The 19,596-nt window shown below is 64.9% G+C and carries 20 protein-coding genes; 1 reads left to right on the top strand and 19 read right to left on the bottom strand.

The genetic code is table 11. From position 1 onward, the window contains the following. Nucleotides 1–109 precede the first annotated feature (109 nt). The 14 genes from ACS8YF_RS04045 to ACS8YF_RS03980 all read right to left on the bottom strand — a co-directional run bounded on the left by ACS8YF_RS04045 (nucleotide 110) and on the right by ACS8YF_RS03980 (nucleotide 13,422). On the bottom strand, nucleotides 110–1,342 hold the full coding sequence (locus ACS8YF_RS04045) for a hypothetical protein (RefSeq protein WP_440848936.1): 1,233 nt from the start codon (nucleotides 1,340–1,342) through the stop codon (nucleotides 110–112). A 122-nt stretch (nucleotides 1,343–1,464) separates the two neighbouring features. Continuing rightward, a complete protein-coding gene (locus ACS8YF_RS04040) occupies nucleotides 1,465–1,878 on the bottom strand; it encodes a F0F1 ATP synthase subunit epsilon (RefSeq protein ID WP_440848935.1) in 414 nt (137 codons plus the stop codon). Nucleotides 1,879–1,948: 70 nt separating this feature from the next. Further along, nucleotides 1,949–3,346: a F0F1 ATP synthase subunit beta gene (gene atpD / locus ACS8YF_RS04035; protein ID WP_440848934.1), complete on the bottom strand. Its 1,398-nt coding sequence runs from the start codon at nucleotides 3,344–3,346 to the stop codon at nucleotides 1,949–1,951. Nucleotides 3,347–3,425: 79 nt separating this feature from the next. Continuing rightward, nucleotides 3,426–4,286 carry a F0F1 ATP synthase subunit gamma gene (atpG, locus tag ACS8YF_RS04030; protein WP_440848933.1) on the bottom strand — a complete coding sequence of 287 codons (861 nt, stop codon included), beginning with the start codon at nucleotides 4,284–4,286 and terminating at the stop codon, nucleotides 3,426–3,428. 38 nt (nucleotides 4,287–4,324) lie between these two features. Beyond that, nucleotides 4,325–5,866, bottom strand: coding sequence for a F0F1 ATP synthase subunit alpha (atpA, locus tag ACS8YF_RS04025; protein WP_440848932.1), 1,542 nt, complete (start codon nucleotides 5,864–5,866; stop codon nucleotides 4,325–4,327). 54 nt (nucleotides 5,867–5,920) lie between these two features. Then, nucleotides 5,921–6,463: a F0F1 ATP synthase subunit delta gene (locus tag ACS8YF_RS04020; protein ID WP_440848931.1), complete on the bottom strand. Its 543-nt coding sequence runs from the start codon at nucleotides 6,461–6,463 to the stop codon at nucleotides 5,921–5,923. Nucleotides 6,464–6,465: 2 nt separating this feature from the next. Next, nucleotides 6,466–6,942, bottom strand: coding sequence for a F0F1 ATP synthase subunit B (locus ACS8YF_RS04015; RefSeq protein ID WP_440848930.1), 477 nt, complete (start codon nucleotides 6,940–6,942; stop codon nucleotides 6,466–6,468). A 14-nt stretch (nucleotides 6,943–6,956) separates the two neighbouring features. Next, the gene (atpE, locus tag ACS8YF_RS04010; RefSeq protein WP_370453234.1) at nucleotides 6,957–7,247 is read right to left on the bottom strand and encodes a F0F1 ATP synthase subunit C; all 291 of its coding nucleotides are present in this window, start codon (nucleotides 7,245–7,247) and stop codon (nucleotides 6,957–6,959) included. Nucleotides 7,248–7,487: 240 nt separating this feature from the next. After that, entirely contained in the window at nucleotides 7,488–8,348 is an 861-nt protein-coding gene (gene atpB, locus ACS8YF_RS04005) for a F0F1 ATP synthase subunit A (RefSeq protein ID WP_440848929.1), read from the bottom strand. Next, nucleotides 8,338–8,712 (bottom strand): ATP synthase subunit I, encoded by a 375-nt coding sequence (locus ACS8YF_RS04000; RefSeq protein ID WP_440848928.1) that lies wholly within the window; start codon nucleotides 8,710–8,712, stop codon nucleotides 8,338–8,340. The genes atpB and ACS8YF_RS04000 overlap by 11 nt, the downstream gene beginning before the upstream one ends. A 227-nt stretch (nucleotides 8,713–8,939) precedes the next feature. Further along, nucleotides 8,940–9,797: a ParB/RepB/Spo0J family partition protein gene (locus ACS8YF_RS03995; protein WP_440848927.1), complete on the bottom strand. Its 858-nt coding sequence runs from the start codon at nucleotides 9,795–9,797 to the stop codon at nucleotides 8,940–8,942. A 150-nt stretch (nucleotides 9,798–9,947) separates the two neighbouring features. After that, nucleotides 9,948–10,787: a ParA family protein gene (locus ACS8YF_RS03990; protein WP_440848926.1), complete on the bottom strand. Its 840-nt coding sequence runs from the start codon at nucleotides 10,785–10,787 to the stop codon at nucleotides 9,948–9,950. A 105-nt stretch (nucleotides 10,788–10,892) separates the two neighbouring features. Next, nucleotides 10,893–11,540 (bottom strand): 16S rRNA (guanine(527)-N(7))-methyltransferase RsmG, encoded by a 648-nt coding sequence (gene rsmG / locus ACS8YF_RS03985; RefSeq protein ID WP_440848925.1) that lies wholly within the window; start codon nucleotides 11,538–11,540, stop codon nucleotides 10,893–10,895. Nucleotides 11,541–11,712: 172 nt separating this feature from the next. Next, nucleotides 11,713–13,422 (bottom strand): glutamine--tRNA ligase/YqeY domain fusion protein, encoded by a 1,710-nt coding sequence (locus ACS8YF_RS03980; protein WP_440848924.1) that lies wholly within the window; start codon nucleotides 13,420–13,422, stop codon nucleotides 11,713–11,715. A 244-nt stretch (nucleotides 13,423–13,666) separates the two neighbouring features. Here ACS8YF_RS03980 and ACS8YF_RS03975 point away from each other — a divergent pair, with 244 nt between their 5' ends. Next, on the top strand, nucleotides 13,667–14,035 hold the full coding sequence (locus ACS8YF_RS03975; protein WP_440848923.1) for a hypothetical protein: 369 nt from the start codon (nucleotides 13,667–13,669) through the stop codon (nucleotides 14,033–14,035). A gap of 34 nt (nucleotides 14,036–14,069) precedes the next feature. Here the strand turns inward: ACS8YF_RS03975 and ACS8YF_RS03970 are convergent, their stop codons facing one another. From ACS8YF_RS03970 to prpC, 5 genes are all read right to left on the bottom strand, one after another. Further along, nucleotides 14,070–14,345 (bottom strand): hypothetical protein, encoded by a 276-nt coding sequence (locus tag ACS8YF_RS03970; RefSeq protein ID WP_440848922.1) that lies wholly within the window; start codon nucleotides 14,343–14,345, stop codon nucleotides 14,070–14,072. 380 nt (nucleotides 14,346–14,725) lie between these two features. Beyond that, entirely contained in the window at nucleotides 14,726–16,171 is a 1,446-nt protein-coding gene (locus tag ACS8YF_RS03965) for a bifunctional 2-methylcitrate dehydratase/aconitate hydratase (RefSeq protein WP_440848921.1), read from the bottom strand. A 33-nt stretch (nucleotides 16,172–16,204) separates the two neighbouring features. Next, nucleotides 16,205–17,863, bottom strand: coding sequence for a WS/DGAT/MGAT family O-acyltransferase (locus tag ACS8YF_RS03960; RefSeq protein WP_440848920.1), 1,659 nt, complete (start codon nucleotides 17,861–17,863; stop codon nucleotides 16,205–16,207). A 137-nt stretch (nucleotides 17,864–18,000) separates the two neighbouring features. Then, on the bottom strand, nucleotides 18,001–18,393 hold the full coding sequence (locus tag ACS8YF_RS03955) for an MAPEG family protein (protein ID WP_440848919.1): 393 nt from the start codon (nucleotides 18,391–18,393) through the stop codon (nucleotides 18,001–18,003). A gap of 38 nt (nucleotides 18,394–18,431) precedes the next feature. Next, complete coding sequence (gene prpC / locus ACS8YF_RS03950) at nucleotides 18,432–19,562, bottom strand: bifunctional 2-methylcitrate synthase/citrate synthase (protein WP_440848918.1); 1,131 nt, start codon at nucleotides 19,560–19,562, stop codon at nucleotides 18,432–18,434. Nucleotides 19,563–19,596: the final 34 nt, after the last annotated feature.

The raw sequence follows: 19,596 nt of genomic DNA, 5'->3' as shown, positions 1-19,596 counted from the left end.
CGTTGTAACCCCAGAATAACCCGAGCCGCGACACGCACGCTGAACCGGACCACCGCGGCCGTCGTCCCGAGCGGCGCAATCCAGCGCGAAAAGGCGGCACCTCGGTCGGTCAGTCGCGCCCGAACCAATTGCCTCGCAGCCGATCGACCATCGAGCCGAGCCGCGGCAGAACCGCACCGGCATTCTGGCGAATGCTCAGCGTCATCTGCATATCCGGGCGATCGTTGCTCGGGCCCCAGCCGGATGACAGGTAATCCACGCTGAATGCCACATTGTCCAACAAACCCGGAAAGCCCATGGCCAGCCCCGTGCGACTACCGACGGCACGGCCGTCATACTGACTGCCGCCGATGGAAAAGCTGGGCTGAAGCCGCGTCTGCAGACCGGCCAGGTTCAGGCTGCGGCTTGCCGAGACCTCCCAGAGCGCGCCATCGACCGGCATCGCATGGGGTGCGGCCACATCGCCCTGATACCAACCGAGCGCCGAGTCGACGTGCCAATCGCGCCAGCGACGCGTGCGTGACGCCAACTCAAGCGACAGCGGCGTCCGGTGCTCGGTGTCGGGAACGCCGGCCCTGCCGAACTGCGCGCTCAGCCGCCAGGGCCGGCCGAGGGCGGTCGGCGACGTCACGCCGCTCACGCGCCACTTATCCACCACCCCATACGGCGTCCCGGTGGCGATATTGCCCCGGTGCACCCTCAAGCTATTGCTGAGACGCCAACGGCGCCCCAGATCGTAGGTTCCGGACATTTCCATCCCGCGATCGCCGGCGGCAAGCGCACTGCCCCACGGGCGATAGTCGGCGCCGGCCTGAAAGTAAGCGATATGGTATCGACTTCGGCCGAAATCATGCCCGAATCCGACATGGGTTGCGCGCCCGCCCAATGCCGAGCCGTCAGCACCACTACTCGACAACTGGTCGGTCTCCAGGGTCAGGTCGGGCAGATACCAGCGATCACCCAGCGCGAGGCGGGTTTCGGCACGCATCAGGGTCTGACTGCCGACATTGGCGCCACGCGCCACCGTATGCATGGCGCCCACAGTCAAAAGCGGTGTGCCGTGGCGCGTACTGCGCCATTGCAGGCCGCTGGTCAGATAGTGGTTGGCATCGTCACTGAGCGAGTCGACGCCAAAGAACGCGGACGCGTCGCCGAGGCGCATGGGGCCCGCGGCCAGGTCGACATCGCTTTCGCGACCGTGGATCTGACGATTGAGATCGGACGAGTCGAACACCGAAAACGTATCGACGCTGGCCGCGTGCGCACTGCCGATCACACAGCACAACACCACCGCCACCGCGGCAGGGCCAGGAGGAGCGACCGGATCGACGGAATACTTCATGGCGGGCGTGGTACGGACCGCGTTTTGACGCGCCGCAACAATATACTGCGGCCCGGCACCGTTCTCAACATGCCGGGTCGCTCCAAGCGACTGATTCGCCGAGTTTAAGCGATTACGAGACGCTATCGTCCGCTACGTATCCGGCGCACCATCTCGAGACGGGCGGCGGCCTCGGTGAGTTCGTGCCGGGCCCGCTCTATATCCACCTTGTCGGAGGCCTCCGAAACCGCCTGTTCGGCGCGCTCCTTGGCTTTCTCCGCCTCGGCCTCGTCGATGTCCTGGGCGCGCTCGGCGGTATCGGCCATGACCGTGATCAGGTGTGGCTGAACTTCGAGCAGGCCGCCCGACACGAACACCTGCTCTTCGTCGTCGTTCTCGTCACGAATACGGAGATTGCCAGGCTTGAGGCGGGTCAGTAACGGCGCATGGCTCGGCATGATGCCGATCTCGCCCATTTCGGCGGGCGCGAACACGATGCTGGCCGAACCGGAGAAGATCTCGCCTTCCACGCTGACGACATCGACGTGAATTTTCATAACGCTTGCCTATGCCACGATTCAGGCAGCGGCCGCAGGTCGCGGCCGCCGTGCGACGAAGACGCCCGGATCAGGCCGCCTTCTCCTTCTTGGCCATGTCCTCGCCCTTGGCGACCGCTTCGTCGATGGTCCCGACCATGTAGAACGCCTGCTCGGGCAGATGATCGTACTCGCCGTCGACGATGCCCTGGAAGCCACGAATGGTCTCCGACAGCGGCACATACTTGCCGGGCGCGCCAGTGAACACCTCGGCCACGAAGAACGGCTGCGACAGAAAGCGCTCGATCTTGCGGGCACGGGACACGGCGAGCTTGTCGTCTTCGGACAACTCGTCCATGCCCAGAATCGCGATGATGTCCTTCAATTCGCGATAACGCTGCAGCGTCTGCTGCACGCCGCGCGCACAGTTGTAGTGCTCGTTGCCAATGATGTTCGGATCAAGCTGTCGCGAGGTCGAGTCCAGTGGGTCAACCGCCGGGTAGATGCCGCGCTCGGCAATGGAGCGGGCCAGCACAACGGTGGCGTCCAGATGCGCGAACGTGGTCGCCGGGGACGGATCGGTCAGGTCGTCCGCGGGCACGTAGACAGCCTGCACGGAGGTGATCGAACCGGTCTTGGTCGAGGTGATGCGCTCCTGCAGCAGGCCCATTTCCTCGGCCAGCGTTGGCTGGTAGCCCACGGCCGACGGCATGCGGCCCAGCAGGGCCGACACTTCGGTCCCGGCCAGCGTGTAACGATAGATGTTGTCAATGAACATCAGCACGTCACGGCCTTCGTCGCGGAAGAACTCGGCCATGGTGAGCCCGGTCAGCGCGACCCGCAGGCGGTTGCCCGGCGGCTCGTTCATCTGGCCGTAGACCAGCGCCACCTTGTCCAGAACGTTCGACTCCTGCATCTCGAAGTAGAAGTCGTTGCCCTCACGGGTACGCTCGCCGACACCGGCAAACACCGAGTAGCCCGAATGCTCTGCGGCGATGTTGCGGATGAGCTCCATCATGTTGACGGTCTTGCCCACGCCAGCACCGCCGAACAGGCCGACCTTGCCGCCCTTGGCGAACGGGCACAGCAAGTCGATGACCTTGATGCCGGTCTCCAGCAACTCCTGGCCACCGGCCTGTTCCTCGAACGTCGGCGGATCGCGGTGAATCGGCGCCGTGCCTTCCGCGCCGATGTCGCCCTTGTTGTCGATCGGCTGGCCGAGCACATCCATGATACGGCCCAGCGTCTTCTGGCCGACCGGCACCGAAATCGGATGCCCGGTATTCTCCACTTCGCCGCCGCGGGTCAGGCCCTCGGTCACGCCCATCGCGATGCAGCGTACCACGCCATCGCCGATCTGCTGCTCGACCTCGAGCACCAGCCCCGTCTCCTTGTGCTTGAGCGCATCGAAGATATTCGGCAGCGATTCGTGGTCGAACTCGACGTCCACTACCGGGCCGATGATCTGTACGACTTTTCCAAGACTCATAGCGTTTCCTCAGACTGGGCAGCATCGGCTGCCGCGTATCTTGTTCTTTCGTTGCGATGGCCCGCGTGGGCCGCTGCAGTCAGGAGACCGCGGCCGCGCCGGCCACGATTTCCGACAGTTCCTGGGTGATCGCCGCCTGGCGCTGTTTGTTGTACTCCAACTGCAGGTCGTCGATGATGTCGCCGGCGTTATCCGAGGCCGACTTCATCGCCACCATCCGCGCCGCCATCTCGCAGGCCACGTTCTCGACCGCGCCCTGGTAGACCTGCGACTCGACGAAACGCACCAGAAGGTCATCCACGAGTCCATTGTCTTCGGGCTCGTAGATATAGTCCCAGCGATCCGACAGTTCGTTGTCGTCGCTTTCCGCGACCGGCAGCAACTGCTGGCGATACGGACGCTGGGTCATCGTGTTGACGAACTCGTTACCCATGACGAACACGCGATCGAGATTGCCTTCGCGGTAATCGTCGAGCATGACCTTGACCGTCCCGATCAGATCCTGCAGGTGCGGCCGGTCACCGAGATCCACCACATCGGCTCTGACCTTGGCGAAGCGCTTGAAAAAACTCAGCCCCTTGCGCCCGATGACGACCAGGTCCACGTCGACGTTCTCGGCGTTCCACGCCCGGATTTCACCCAGAACACGGCGGAACAGGTTGATGTTCAGGCCGCCGCACAGACCCCGGTCGGTCGAAATCACGACGATCCCGACCCGTTTGGCTTCGCGTTCGATCAAGAACTCATGCCGGCCACCGATACTGGCCTTGGCGACATGGCCCACCGTACGCCGGATCTTGGCCGCGTACGGGCGCGCCGCCTCGACACGCTCCTGGGCCTTGCGCATCTTGGAGGCCGCGACCATCTCCATGGCCTTGGTGATCTTTTGCGTATTCTGAACGCTCTTGATCTTGGTCTTGACTTCCTTGGCACCGGCCATTTAGCGAACTCCGTTGAACGGCATCACGCGGCAGTGTTTCACCACGTGTGCGAATCCTTGAAGGACTTGAGCGCCGAATGCAGGCCGTCCTTGATCTCGTCCGAGTAGTCGCCCGTTTCGTTGATCCTGTCGACCAGCTCCTTCTGCTCAGAGGTCATGTACTGATGCAGTGCGGCCTCGAAAGCCTGCACCTTGTCGGCATCGACATCGTCCAGATAGCCCTGCTCGGCGGCAAACAGCGAGGACGCCATCAGCGCTACCGACAACGGCGAGTACTGGTTCTGCACCATCAGCTGCGTGACGCGCTCGCCATGCTCAAGCTGCTTGCGCGTGGTCTCGTCGAGATCGGAGGCAAACTGCGCAAACGCGGCCAACTCGCGGTACTGGGCCAGCGCCAGGCGGATCCCGCCGCCGAGCTTCTTGATGATCTTGGTCTGGGCCGAGCCGCCGACGCGCGAGACCGACAGACCGGCGTCCACCGCCGGGCGGGAGCCGGAATTGAACTTGTCGGTATCCAGATAGATCTGGCCGTCGGTGATCGAGATCACGTTGGTCGGCACGAACGCGGATACGTCGCCGGCCTGGGTCTCGATGATCGGCAGCGCCGTGAGCGAGCCGGTCTTGCCCTTGACCTCGCCGTTGGTCAGCTGTTCGACGTAATCTGCGTTGATCCGCGCGGCCCGCTCGAGCAAGCGGGAATGCAGATAGAACACGTCGCCCGGATAGGCTTCACGGCCCGGCGGACGCCGCAGCAGCAGCGAGATCTGGCGATAGGCCACCGCCTGCTTGGACAGGTCGTCATAGACGATCAGGGCGTCTTCGCCCTTGTCACGGAAGTATTCGCCCATCGAACAGCCGGCGTAAGGCGCCATGTACTGCAGCGCCGGCGAGATCGCCGCCCCAGCGGCCACCACGATGGTGTGCTCCATCGCGCCATGTTCCTCGAGCTTGCGCACGACGTTGGCAACCGAGCTGTTCTTCTGCCCGATGGCCACGTAGATGCACTTGATGCCCGTGCCCTTCTGGTTGATGATCGCGTCGATCGCAATCGCGCTCTTGCCGATCTGGCGGTCGCCGATGATCAGCTCGCGCTGGCCGCGACCGATCGGCACCATGGCGTCGATCGCCTTGAGCCCGGTCTGCACCGGCTGGTCGACCGACTGGCGTGCGATAACACCCGGTGCCACCTTCTCGATCGGCGACGTGCGGGTCGTGCCCAACTCGCCCTTGCCATCGATCGGGTTGCCCAGCGGATCGACCACGCGGCCGAGCAGTTCCTCGCCGACCGGCACTTCCAGCACCTTGCCGGTCGTCTTGACCTCGCAGCCTTCCGAGATGTGGCGGTAGTCGCCCATCAGCACGGCGCCGACCGAGTCACGTTCGAGGTTGAGCGCCAGCCCGTAGGTGCCGCCGGGGAATTCGAGCATCTCGCCCTGCATCGCGTTCGCCAGCCCGTAGATACGGGCGATGCCGTCGGCCAGGCTTACCAGCGTGCCGACATTGCGCGATTCGGTGACGGTCTCGAAGTTCTCGATCCGTTGCTTGATCAGATCCGAAATTTCCGCCGGATTGAGTTGCATTGATGTCTTCCTCTTTATCCTTCTCGCCGCGTGCGCCACGCGACGGCGTCCACCTTAATGGGCGAGAGACTGGCGCATCCGCGCGAGCTGGGCTGTCAACGAACCGTCGATCACGAGGTCACCGGCGCGAATCACCGCACCGCCGATGACCGAATCGTCCTCGGCGAACGTCATCGAGATACGGCGGTTGAAATGCTTCTCGAGCGCCTGCCCGAATGCCGTGCGCTGACCCTCGGACAATGCCACGGCCGAGATGATTTCCACGTCGAGCCGGTCCTCGGCCGCCGCGCGCTCGGTCTCGAACAGCTCGGCAATCTCCGGCGCCAGCGACAATCGATTGTTGTCGATCAACAGTCGCACGAAATTACGCGCCTGAGCACCGAAGTCGGCAGCGCCGGTTTCGATGATGGCCTCGGCGAGTACCGTTTCGGAGACACGCGGATTGTTCATCAGCGCCGCGACCGACTCATTGGCGACGATGGCGGACAACGCGGCCAGCGCATCCGACCACTGCGACAAGCCGTCGCCGCCGGATGCCTGAGCCAATTCGTAGACCGCCTCGGCGTAAGGCCGGGCCAGGGTGTAGCGCTCAGCCATGACTATCGGATCTCCGCCACGAGGTCGTCGATGATGTCGTTGTGCGCCTGGGCGTCGATCTCGCGCTTGAGGATGCGCTCGGCACCCGTGACCGCGAGTTCGCCGACTTCACGACGCAGCTCTTCCTTGGCGGAAGCCACGGCCTGATCGATCTCCTCACGGGCGGCGGCAACGATGCGATCGCCTTCGGCGCGCGCATCGCCGCGCGCCTTGTCGAGCGTCTCGTTGGCCTGACGCTGGGCATTGGCAAGCAGCTCGCGGGCCTCCTCCTGCGCCTTGGCCAGACGCGACTCGGCCTCCTTGACGGCCTCGTCGAGTTCGAGCCGACCGCGCTCCGCCGCGGCCAGACCTTCGCTGATCTTCTGGCGGCGCTCGTCGATCGTCTTCGTCACCGGCCCCCAGAGCACCTTCTTGACAAAGAAGACGAGGGCCAGAAAGACCAGTATCTGGACGAACAGTGTTCCGGTAATAGCGACCATGACGCGCTCCGGGCTTAGCCGCCGGCCAGGCTAGACAGCGTACCCACAAACGGGTTGGCGAACAGGAACCACATGGCCACACCGAACAGGATGAACGGGAAGGATTCCATGAGGCCGGCGAAGATGAACATGTTGACCATCAGCTGCGGGCGCATCTCCGGCTGCCGGGCGATGCCTTCCAGCGCCTTCGAGGTGATCAGGCCCCAGCCGATCGCCGAACCGAGACCGGCGGCGGCCAGCATGAGACCCACGGCGACGGCCGTCGCGGCGACGATCTCAGCAATTTGTTGTGGATCCGAATGCACGATTGCTACTCCTTATCGACGTTTCTTGGCTTAACGATGGACGAGGTCGGCTTCCCTGTGCGACCCCGTCCCAGCGATGTTCGGATCTCGCGACCCGTTTCCTCTTGCCGGCACGGCGGCCGGCGCGACACCCGATGCCGACAACTCGTGGAGATCTGTCGGCGTGACTGTGGCTCCGGCCGCGCGCTCCGGCGGCCGGCGGTAACGACGCCGGGGGAACGCCCGACGGGTGAAACCTTGTCAGTGTTCCGTCTGCTGCGCCATACCCAAATAGACGATGGACAGCACTGCGAAGATAAAGGCTTGCAGGACACAGATCAGCAGATCGAACACACTCCAGACGAAACCGCCCACGAAGTGCAACGGCGCCCACACCGCCACCATCGCACTCGGCGGCGACAGGGCGGACAGCGTGAGCATCGCCAGCAAGGCAAAGATCAGCTCACCGGCGAACATGTTACCGAACAGTCGCAGCGCCAGGCTGACCGGCTTGGACAAGTCATCGATCAACGTTGTGAGGATGTTCGCAGGGGCCGCGTATTTTCCATACGGATGCGTCAGGAACCGCTTCACATAGCCCTTCATGCCGTTGGCACGCAGCTGGTAGTAAACCATGATCGCGAATACGACGATGGCCATGGCGAACGGCGTATCCAGTGCCGCCGTGGGCAGGATACGGAAATACACGTGCTGGAAGCCGAGCGCGTGGCCGATGCCGCCCAGCACGCTGGGCACGAGATCAACCGGGATGAGGTCATTCAGGTTCATCGCGGTGACCCACAGAAAGATGGTCAGCGCCATCGCGCCAACAAAATCGTTCCGCTTGTGGAAGACCTGCCCCACCTGATCGCTGACGTATTCCACGCCCGCTTCCACGGCCATCTGGATGCCGCCGGGATCCTCGACGGTCAGGCGCTTGCGCACGAACAGCGCAAGAAACGCCACCAGACCGGCGCAGATCAGCCCGACAATGATCAGATCAACCGTGAAGGCGCCAAAATCAAGCAGCCCGGACGGCTGGTGATCGGCCCCGCAGCCAACACACCAGTCAGTGAGATGATGCCTGATGTATTCAGCCGAACCGCTGCCGCTATTGGCCATCGTATCGTCTTCCCATCAATTCGAGCATGTATCGACGCAACGGCCCGGCGGCCAGGTAGTAGGCCAGCTGAGCCCCGCCGAACCCGATCAGCATCGGCACCGGCGCAAAGCCGATCGCACCGATGCCGACCGCGAACGCGATACATACCATGATCATGCGCTCGGCCGCACCCAGCACCAGCCATCGCATGGCCGTGTCCGAGCGCGACGCCTGACCGATTCGCCAGGCCAGCATCAGCGTCATGATCAACGCGACAAGCCCACCGTAGATCGCGGCTACGGCGGCGCTACTCCCATAAATCACGCTGACCAGGATCGCCACACATACAGCGGCGACCGACTGCATGAGCAGCAATCGAGTCACAACATTTCGCATCGATTGTCGCTCGCTGAGGCTGCGTTCCTGGACGCGCTATTCCCTTTGTTTGAGCCGCGAGGCTACCTTGTTTCACTCGCGCATTTCAACAATTTTTCGGACCGCATTGAAGAATTTGCAAGTTGGCTCCAGTTGGCGCGCAGTTACGCGCACACTCCCTGTACATGACAGCCACATCGCCACCAGAACGGCCCCGATGCCACGCCGGGATCGGGTCAGTCGAAGCGCCCCACGAGCGCATCGAGCTCCTCGGCCGATTTGTAGCGGATGACGACGCGGCCACCGCCGCGGCGATCGGGCTCGATGCGCACCCCGGCCTCCAGCCGCCGCGCCAGACTCGACTCGAGCCGCGCCACGGTCGCGTCGCGCTCGGGCTGCGGCGCGGCGGGGGTTTCGCCGGAGAGCAGGGTGCGCACCAGCGACTCGGTCTGACGCACCGTCAGCCGCCGCGCGACGACGCGCTCGGCCGCCCGGGACTGGTCGTCGCCGGTCAGGGCGAGCAGCGCCCGGGCGTGCCCCATTTCGATCTCGCCGGCACGCAGGCGATCGGCCACATCGACATTGAGATCGGCCAGCCGTAACAGATTGGACACCGACGCCCGCGACCGCCCGACCGCTTCGGCGCAGGCGGCATGGGTCATGCCGTATTCCTCGATCAGGCGCTTGAGCGCGGCCGAAATCTCGAGGGGATTGAGATCCTCGCGCTGGATGTTCTCGATCAGCGCGATCGCCATGGCCGCATCGTCGGCGAGTTCGCGCACCACCGCCGGCACCGTGGCCAGCCCGGCCATGCGCGACGCCCGCCAGCGCCGCTCGCCGGCGATGATCTCGTAGCGCTGGGGGTCGTCGTCGCGCCGGCGCACGACCAGCGGCTGCACCACGCCCTGGGCCCGGATCGAGGCCGCCAGCGCTTCCAGCGCGTCGGCGTCCATGTCGCGACGCGGCTGATAGCGGCCGGGCGACAAATCGTCCAGCGCGACCTCGGTCAGGGCGCCGGACGCCGCCGCCTGTTCGTAGTCGTTCGCAAGCAGGGATTCCAGGCCCCGGCCGAGGCCCCGCTTCTTCTGTGCCATAAGCATCGCCCTGATGGTCCGGCCCCGCCGCGCCTCTTACGGCACGGTGATGACCCGATCGGCTGTTGCAATCCATTGTAAAAACACGCCCCGGCCGTGATTCGGCCGATCCCCGCAGCCATGCCTGCCGCGGTTCGCGCGCGCCCGGCGCTAGCTCCTGCGCCGGCGCCCGAACAACGAGGATACCGCACGCCGGGCGCCGCCGGTCGGCGCGTCGACCACTTCGTTGTCGTCGCGACCCAGTAATTCGGCGGCCAACGCCCGGTAGGCGGCCGAGCCGGTGGCGCTGCTGTCGTATGCGAGCACCGACAAACCATGACTCGGCGCCTCGGCCAGGCGGACGTTGCGCGGGATCACGGTCTTGTAGACGGAATCGCCGAAATAATCGACCAACTGGGCCGAGACATCGCCGGTCAGGCGGTTGCGTCCGTCATACATGGTACGCAACACGCCCTCGACGGCCAGCTCGGGATTGATCCGCTGGCGCACGCTGTCGATCGTCTCCAGCAGGGCCGAGAGCCCTTCCAGGGCGTAATATTCACATTGCATGGGGATGATCACGCCGCGCGCGGCGACCAGCGCGTTGATCGTGAGCATGGACAGCGCCGGCGGGCAGTCGATGACGACATAATCAAAGCTGTCGGCGATCGAGGACAGCGCGTCCTTCAACGCGGAACGTCCGCCGCCGCGCTCGCGCAGCCCCACTTCGGCCGCCGTCATGTCGCCGTTGGCGCCCAGCAGATAGAACTGGCCGTCGGCGACGACTTCCAACGCCTCCGCCACGCCCTTGTCGCCGAGCAGGAAATCGCAGACCGTTGCCTCGAGCGCGTTCTTGTCCACGCCCACGCCCATGGTGGCATTGCCCTGGGCATCCATGTCGACCAGCAGCACGCGTTGCTCGGCCTCGGCCAGCGCGGCGGCCAGATTGATGGCGGTGGTGGTCTTGCCCACACCGCCCTTCTGGTTGGCTATGGCGATGATGTTGCTCATGAAAAACAGCCTGGCGGTTGGCGCCGGGTGAAATGGCCCCGAGTCGTGTGCGACCCGAGTTTATCGCATGCGGGAACAGGCCGGTGCCGCCCCGCGCGGCACCGCCTAGATCAGCCCGGGCTCGAGAATCGCGACATGTCGTTCCGCACCGAGCCCCGGCACGGTCACGCGCACGGTTTCGACATGCCGAAAGGCCAGCGGCAGGTCATCCATTTCGGCGGCCGGGTCGCGCCCCTTCATGAGCACGAAACGCCCGCCCGGCGCGATCAGATGGCCGGCGCCGCGCACCGTATCGCCGGCGGTGGCGAACGCCCGCGTGACCACGCAGTCGAAACGCTGCGGCGGGCTGAAGTCCTCGACCCGCGACTGGACCACATCGACGTGCGCCAGCTCGAGCTGGCGGCGCACATGGCGCAGAAACGTGGCCTTCTTGCGGTTCGACTCGACCAGCGTGACCGCGAGCCGCGGGCGGGCGATCGCCAGCACCAGCCCCGGCAGCCCCGGCCCGGCGCCGACATCGGCGAGGTTCGCCCCCACCACGAAATCGGCGATGGCCAGACAATCCAGCAGATGCCGCGTGACCATCGCCTCCGGGTCACGCACGGCGGTGAGGTTATAGGTGGCGTTCCAGGTGTTCAGTTCGCGCAGATAAGCGACCAGACGATCGCGGACGTCGTCGGCGACCGCCAGCCCCAGGGCCTCCATGCCGGCGCCCAGCCGTTGTCCGCATGCGTCCCAGTCGGTCATGGCCATGGCGATCGATCCCCCGATGTGATCCGGCAAAGCCCGGCAGGATACCGGTTTTCAGACGGACGCGGGACCGGCCTTGATCGCGCATGATCGCCGCCGGCTCGATCCGGCGATCCGGCCACGGACACACCGGCCAAGTCCGCGCGTCACCGCCGATCCGCGCCGCCCGCCGGGCTCACGATTCGCCGCGTGCTTCGATCTTGGCCCAGGTGTCGCGCAGGGCGACCACACGATTGAACACCGGCGCGCCCGGCACGTGATCGTATCGATCGGCAACGAAATACCCCGTGCGTTCGAACTGCAGCCGGGTTTCGGGCGCCACTTCCGCGGCATCGGGCTCGATCCAGCAGCCTTCATGCACGGTCAGCGAAAACGGGTTCAGGCCGTCGAGCAGTTCGTCCTCGCGGCCCGGGTTCTCGACCGAGAACAGGCGGTCGTAGACCCGCACCAGCGCCTGCTTGCCATGGCTGGCCGAAACCCAGTGGATGACACCCTTGGGTTTGCTGCCATCGGCAGGATTGGCGCCGAGGGTATCCGGGTCGTAGGTGCAATGCACCTCGACGATCTCTCCCGCGTCGTTCCTGACCACGTCGTGCGCCTCGATGACATAGGCATTGCGCAGCCGCACTTTCTTGCCGAGCACGAGCCGCTTGTACTTCTTGTTCACCTGTTCGCGGAAATCCTCTTGCTCGATATAGATCTCGCGCGTCAGCGGCAAGGCACGCTCGCCCATGTCGTCGCGGTTGGGATGGCCCGGCGCAGCCAGCGTCTCGACGCGGCCTTGCTCCCAGTTGGTGATCACCACCTTCAACGGCTCGATCACGCACATCGCCCGCGCCGCGTTGGTGTTCAGGTCATCGCGGATCGCGTGTTCGAGCATGGCCGCGTCGACCGTGCCGCCGCTGCGCGACACCCCCACCATCTCGCAGAAACGCCGAATGGATTCGGGGGTATAGCCGCGCCGCCGGATACCGGCAATGGTCGGCATGCGCGGGTCGTCCCAGCCGTCGACGATGCTCTCGTCGACCAGCCGGCGCAGCTTGCGCTTGCTGGTGATGGTGTAGTTGAGATTGACCCGCGCGAACTCGTACTGCACCGGCCGGCTCGGCACCGGCAGGTGCGCGATCAGCCAGTTGTACAGCGGGCGGTGATCCTCGAATTCCAGCGTACAAATCGAGTGCGTCACGCCCTCGATGGCATCGGACTGGCCGTGGGCGAAATCGTAGGAGGGATAGACGCACCACTTGTTGCCGGTCTGGTGATGGGCCTTGTTGCGGATGCGGTAGATCACCGGATCGCGCAGGTTGATGTTGCCGGACGCCATGTCGATCTTCGCGCGCAGGCTGGCGGCACCTTCCGCGTAGTCGCCGTTCGCCATCGCCGTGAAAATGGCCCGGCTCTCGGCCGGGTCGCGATCGCGGTAGGGGCTGTTGGTGCCCGGTTCGGTGAGCGTGCCGCGATACTCGCGAATCTGTTCGGGCGTGAGCTCGTCGACATAGGCCAGCCCGGCATCGATCAGGGTCAGGGCATAGTCGTAGAGCGTGTCGAAATAATCGGAGGTATAGCGCACCTCGCCGTCCCATTCGAAGCCCAGCCAATGGATGTCGGCCTGAATGGAGTCGATGTACTCCTGGTCCTCGGCGTCGGGATTGGTGTCGTCGAAGCGCAATCGGCAGCGGCCATCGAAATATTCGGCCAGCCCGAAGTTAAGGCAGATCGAGGCCGCATGGCCGATGTGCAGATAACCGTTCGGCTCCGGCGGAAACCGGGTCACGACCTCGCCCTGATGCTCGCCCGAGGCGATCTGCTCGGCGATCAGCGTGCGCAGGAAATTGGTGCCACCGGTTTTTTCGGCGGCGGCGTCGTGGGCGTTGTTGTTGCTCATAGCGGCCGGCTCATCAATACGCAGCGCGAAGATCGACGGGCATGGCGCCCCGTCACGAAACAGCACCGAATTATAACGGGTTGTAACGGATCACTGGCGAGATGAACACGCCACATGCGCGCGGCGACAACGGTCGACCGTCATGATCAATTTAACGTTCAGTTGTTAATGAACGATTCATACAAACAGGATAGAGTCGAGCTGAAATCACACAACGGGCCGCAAGCTCGCCCAGGAGATCCCCATGAACAACCCCACCCCAACCCGCCGTTCGCGCTGGTTCGCGCGGCTGGCCGCGCCGCTGGGCGGCCTGGCGCTGCTCGGCGCCGGCATCGGCGCCGCCCAGGCGCATGATTTCGATCACCACGATCGGGCCAACGTGGAGCTCCACCGTGATCGAACCGTTCATCGCGACCATGAACGCTATCGGGGGCGCGACCACGGCGACCATAACGACCACCGCTATCATCACGAGGATCGCTACGGATGGCGCGGCGAGCGGCGCGATCGCGATCACTATCGCCGGGATTACCGGCGCTACCCGGCGCACCGCTACGCCCGCGATGGCAGGTACGATCATGATGGCGACCGTGGCGTGTTCGGCCGCTGGTAAGTCGTGGAAAGTGGCCGGCAGCCGATCCCGCGCGTCAGGATCGGGCGCCGGCCGCCTCCGGAAAACAAGCGTCTCCCAGGAAATCCGCCACCCGGGCGTAGCGGTCCTGATCGAGCCCGCGAATGACACGCCGCATGCTGGAGCGAATCACCCGCATGGCGCCCTTCAACCCGTAGTGGATGCGCTTGCGGGTACCGAATCCCACACCCAGCGTCCGCAGCGGTCGCTGAAAATGATAATCGAACGATATCTCGCTCAGCTCGACGGTGAGTTCGAGCACCTGCTCACGCTGCATCTGCCCCGGGGGCATGGCGCAACCCGTCGATGATGCGGCGGACGCGTTCGGCCAGCGCGTCGGAAATCGGACAGCCGATGACGGTTTCGGGCATGACAGCCTCCGGTCGATCGCGGCCGGGCCGGCCCAGGGCCTGTTGCCGTTTCGTCCGCGTCCGCGCCAAGCGCAGTTTTGCGGCAAGACGAGGCGTAGCGAACGTAGCGTAGTTGTTCTACGTGAGAGAGCACCAACGCTGTATTGCCGCAAAACAGCGCTTGTCCCGAAGGGTTGGGCCGCAAATCCCCCGATACGGCGTTGCGCGTCTTGATCGTGGCTCGCCACGACCGGCGACGCGCGCCTTGTCTCGACGGATTTGCGGTCTCCAACGCGGCACGTGTACGAAACGGCAACAGGCCCTAGACCACGAACAGATCGGTGAAATCGGGCACGGGCGTCGCCTCGGTCGTCGCCTGATCGGCCACGATTTGGTGGATGCGGGCCGCGTTCTTGGGCGCGATCTTCAACGCAAGACTGGCTTCGAACTTCTTCTTCAATTCCGGAATGCCCTCGGCGCGCCGCCGGCGATGGCCGATCGGGTAGTCCACCGAGACCTTCTCGGTCGCCGAGCCATCGCGGAAAAACACCTGCACCGCGTTGCCGATGGCGCGCTTGTCAGCCTCGAGATATTCGCGGGTGAAGCGCGCGTTCTCGGTCACGGTCATCCTGTCGCGCAGGGCGTCGATGCGCGGATCGGCCGCGACCGCGTCCTCGTAATCGGCCGCGGTCAGGCGGCCGAGGATCAGCGGCACGGCCACCATGTACTGCAGGCAGTGGTCGCGATCGGCCGGGTTGTCCAACGGGCCGGTCTTGTCGATGATGCGCACACCGGATTCCTGGGTCTCGATCACGATCTTTTCGATGTCGTCGAGCCGGCCGGCCACCTCGGGATGCAGGGTAAGTGCCGCCTCGACCGCGGTCTGGGCATGAAATTCCGCCGGGAAGCTGATCTTGAACAGCACTTGTTCCATGACATAGCTGCCGAATTCCTGGCCGAGGGTGAGCGCCTCACCCCGGAACAGCGCGTCCTGGAAGCCCCAGGTCGGCGCGGTCAGCGCCGAGGGATAACCGATCTCGCCGCGCAGCACGCGCAGGGCCAGCAGCACACCCCTGGACGTGGCATCGCCCGCGGCCCAGGACTTGCGCGGGCCGGTATTCGGGGCATGCCGATAGGTGCGCAGCGCGCCACCGTCGATGAAGGCATGCGACACCGCGTTGGTCACTTCTTCCTTGCTGCCGCCGAGCATCCGTGTGACGACCGCGCAGGTGGCAACGCGCACGAGCAGCACGTGGTCGAGCCCGACGCGGTTGAAGCTGTTTTCCAGCGCTAGCACGCCCTGGATTTCGTGCGCCTTGACCATGGCCACGAGCACGTCGCGCAGCGTCAGCGGCGCGCCACCCTTGGCGATCTTGCGGCGCGAGACATAGTCGGCGACCGCGAGAATACCGCCGAGGTTGTCGGACGGATGGCCCCATTCGGCGGCCAGCCAGGTGTCGTTGAAGTCCAGCCAGCGGATCATGCAGCCGATGTTGAAGGCGGCGGTGACCGGGTCGAGCGCATAGGACGTACCCGGCACACGGGCGCCGTGTTCGAGTGTGGCGCCTTCGACCACCGGCCCCATCAGTTTGGTGCAGGCCGGATAGGACAGCGCCTGCAGGCCGCAGCCCAGGGTGTCGATCAGGCAGTAACGCGCGGTTTCCAGGGCTTCGGCACTATCGATCTCGACATCGCAGACATAATCCGCGATTTTTGTGAGAACGGTATCGAAGGGCGCGCGGGAGGCGGAACGGATATCGTGACTCATAACACCTGCAGTTCGTTGTCGCCGGTTCGGCGGCTAGTTGTTCGATTCATCGGCACGGCCGGACGAGCGCTTCTCGGCTGTCGTGCCCCGGGGCTTGTTCTTCGCCGCATCGCCGCCGGGCTCGCTATTACCGGCGGCCTTGCCGTGCGGGCCCTGGCGATTCGACTGCGCCGGGCGCCCCGTGCGCCGGGGTTTCGCCGTCGTCTTGCCGCCGGATGTCCGCCGGGCTGCCGGCTTGTTGCCGACGGTCGCCGCCGGGCTCGCGGGTGCGACGGCGGTCGGTGTCGCCTTCTCCGGGCCGTAGAGCTGGCGCAATTCGTCGAGCGCCTCGCCGGCATACACGGCGATATGCTGCAGCGAGGGCAGGCTGTCGCGGCAGCCGATGAACCCGAAGCCAAGCGTGTCGGCATAGCCGTGCACGGTGATATTGAGCGCCTGCCCGTGGGTGACCAGCGAGGTCGGATAGAAGGCCTCCATCTCGGCACCGTTGATGAACAACGGTTTGCGCGGCCCCGGCAGGTTGGACACCGTGACGTTGAACACCGGACGCGTGCGCCCGGCCATACCCGAGACGAGCGAAAGAATATACGGCGACATCAGAGCGATGGTGTACTGGGTAATCGCCGCAGCCGACAGTTTTTCCAGGCTCGTTTTCGCTGAACGCGTCGAGGCGGCGATCGTTTCGAAGCGCTTGCGGGTGTCGGGCTCGTCGGTGGCCAGGGTCGAGATGATGAAGGTGATCGCGTTGCCGTGTTCGTCGTCGCTGTCGGCGGTGCGCACGGAGACCGGGATGCCGGCGGTGAGCGACTTCCTGGGCAAGGCGTCGATCTCGATCAGATAACGCCGCAGCGCGGTACCGCAGATCGTGAGCACGATGTCGTTGACCGTACCGCCGGCGCCCCGGGCCAAGCCCTTGAGCTCGGTCAGCGAATACAGCTGAGTGGCATAGCGGCGCGGCGCGGTGATGCGGCCGTTGAGCACCGAACTGGGCGCGGCGAACGGCAGCCCCATCGCATTCTTGCCGGAACGCGCGGCGCGCAACATGTCGCGGACCACGCTGGCGAAACCCGACAGCGATGTGACCTGTTCACTCGCGCCGGCGACGATCTGGGCCGCGGCCCGGTACAGGCCGGGTTGATGTTCTTCCGGCGGCTTGCGTCGACGTTTTTTCGGCTCGATGGCCCAGAACGGCGGCCGCCCGCTGGTTTCGGCGGTGCCGTCCAGGGCGCGCGCCAGCAGCCGCATGCCCGCCACGCCATCGATCAACGAATGGTGGATCTTGAGATACAAGGCAAAGCGCCGGTTTTCCAGCCCTTCGATCAGGTGACATTCCCAGGGCGGGTAATCGAAATCGATCGGGTGGCTGTGCAGCCGCGAAGTCAGGGTACCGAGTTCGACCTCGCCCCCCGGCGACGGCAATGCCGAATGCCGAAAATGATAGTCGACATCGATCTCGTCGAGCAGCTCCCACTCGGGCACCACCGTGCGCAGGCGGCCCGAGCGCAGGCGCTGATTCCACGGACGATACGCGACCGAGTAACGACGCCAGTGCGCGACCAGCCGCTCACAGAAATCCGCCGGTGCGTCGTCGGGCAGCCTGAACGTCAGCAGGCCGCCGACCTGCATCGGTGCGTTGGGGGTTTCCACGTTGAGCCACGCGGTATCCACCAGATTAAGTCGTTTCGTCTGCATCGCGCACCTCGCGCACGCCACTGTTTTCTTGCCCCCGGGTCCCGATACGAGCCGGTACTCGGATTCGAGCATACGCCGATCACCGGTCGCGATATCGGGCCCTGCCCCGATATCGCGACAGCGTCGGCCGGCGCGGCTCAGCCCACCGCCGCCGTGATGAACAGGCCCACCGTGCAGGCCGTGGCAGCGAACCAGACCAGACTGCGCAGGCTGGCGCGATCGGTGATATAGCACCAGCCATAGACCAGCCGCAGCACGATAAACAATACCGCCAGGGTGTTGATCGCGCCGATAGCGCCGCCGACGATCCCGGCGATGATCACACCGGCGGCGAATGGCGGGAAAGCCTCGAAGCTGTTGAGCTGGGCCCAATAGGCGCGTTTTTTCGCGCCCTGGGTGGCGTCCAGCCATTCACGCGGGTTGTGGTTTTCGCGCGGGCCCATCTTGCTGTCGCCGGCGAATTTCGCATAGCCGATGAAGGCCAGCGGCATGAAGGCGGCGATCAGAACACACCAGTAAGCCAGAATCATGGCATTCCCCCTTGGGGTTGTCGGTTTATGGCCGGCCCTCAGCCACGCGAGTCGATCGGCACGTACTCGCGTGTCTCCGGCCCCACATATTCCGCGCTCGGGCGGATCAGGCGATTGTCGGCGCGCTGCTCGAATATATGCGCGCCCCAGCCGGTCAGACGCGAGATCACGAAGATCGGGGTGAACAGCTCGGTCGGAATACCGAGAAAATGATAGGCCGTGGCGTGATAGAAGTCGGCGTTGGGGAACATGCCCTTTTCGTCCTGCATGACCTGCTCAAGCCGCTGCGAGATCGCGTACAGATTGCGCCGGCCGTCGTCGTCGCCGGCCAATTGCTCCGACCAGGCCTTGATGATGGGGTTGCGCGGGTCGCCGGTCTTGTAGACCCGATGGCCGAAGCCCATGATCTTTTCCTTGTTCGCCAGCATGCGGCGCAGGCCGGCCTCGGCGTCGTCCGGATCGGAAAACGACTCGATCAGCGCCATGGCCTTTTCATTCGCCCCCCCGTGCAGCGGCCCGCGCAGGGCGCCGATCGCGCCGACCACGGCCGAGTAGAAATCCGACAATGTCGCCGTGATCACCCGCGCGGTGAAGGTCGAGGCATTGAATTCATGCTCGGCGTAAAGGATCAGCGAGGTCGACATCGCCTTGACGGCTTCCTCGTCCGGGCGCACCCCGTGCAGCAGGTGCAGGAAGTGGGCACCGATCTTGTCGTCGTCGGTCTCGACCTCGATGCGCTCGCCGGAATGCGTGAAGTGGTACCAGTACAACAGGATCGACGGAAACGCCGCGAGCAGGCGATCGGCCACATCGTGCTGCTGGGCCTCGGGGTCGTTTTCCTGTTCGATGGTGCCGAGCACCGAGGCGCCGGTACGCATCACATCCATCGGATGGGTGTCGGCCGGCAGCACTTCCAGCGCGGTCTTCACCGCGTCGGGCAGGCCGCGCCGCGCCGCCAAACGCCGCTTGTAGTCCGCCAGCTGCGACCGCGTCGGCAGCGCCCCGTACAGCAGCAGATACGCCACTTCCTCGAACTCGGCGCGGCGGGCCAGGTCATCGATGGCATAGCCGCGATAGGTGAGTCCGACGCCGGCCTTGCCGACCGTACAGATCGCCGTCTTGCCGGCGGTTACGCCTGCCAGCCCCGCAGTATTCTGGCTCTCGGCCATGAGAAATCTCCTCGTGTTTCGTGTATATCGTGAA

Source organism: Salinisphaera sp. SWV1, assembly GCF_052044155.1.
In the GTDB taxonomy this organism is placed as follows: domain Bacteria; phylum Pseudomonadota; class Gammaproteobacteria; order Nevskiales; family Salinisphaeraceae; genus Salinisphaera.
Note: the sequence above shows the minus strand (reverse complement) of the source record. Positions and strands in the feature narration are given on the sequence as shown.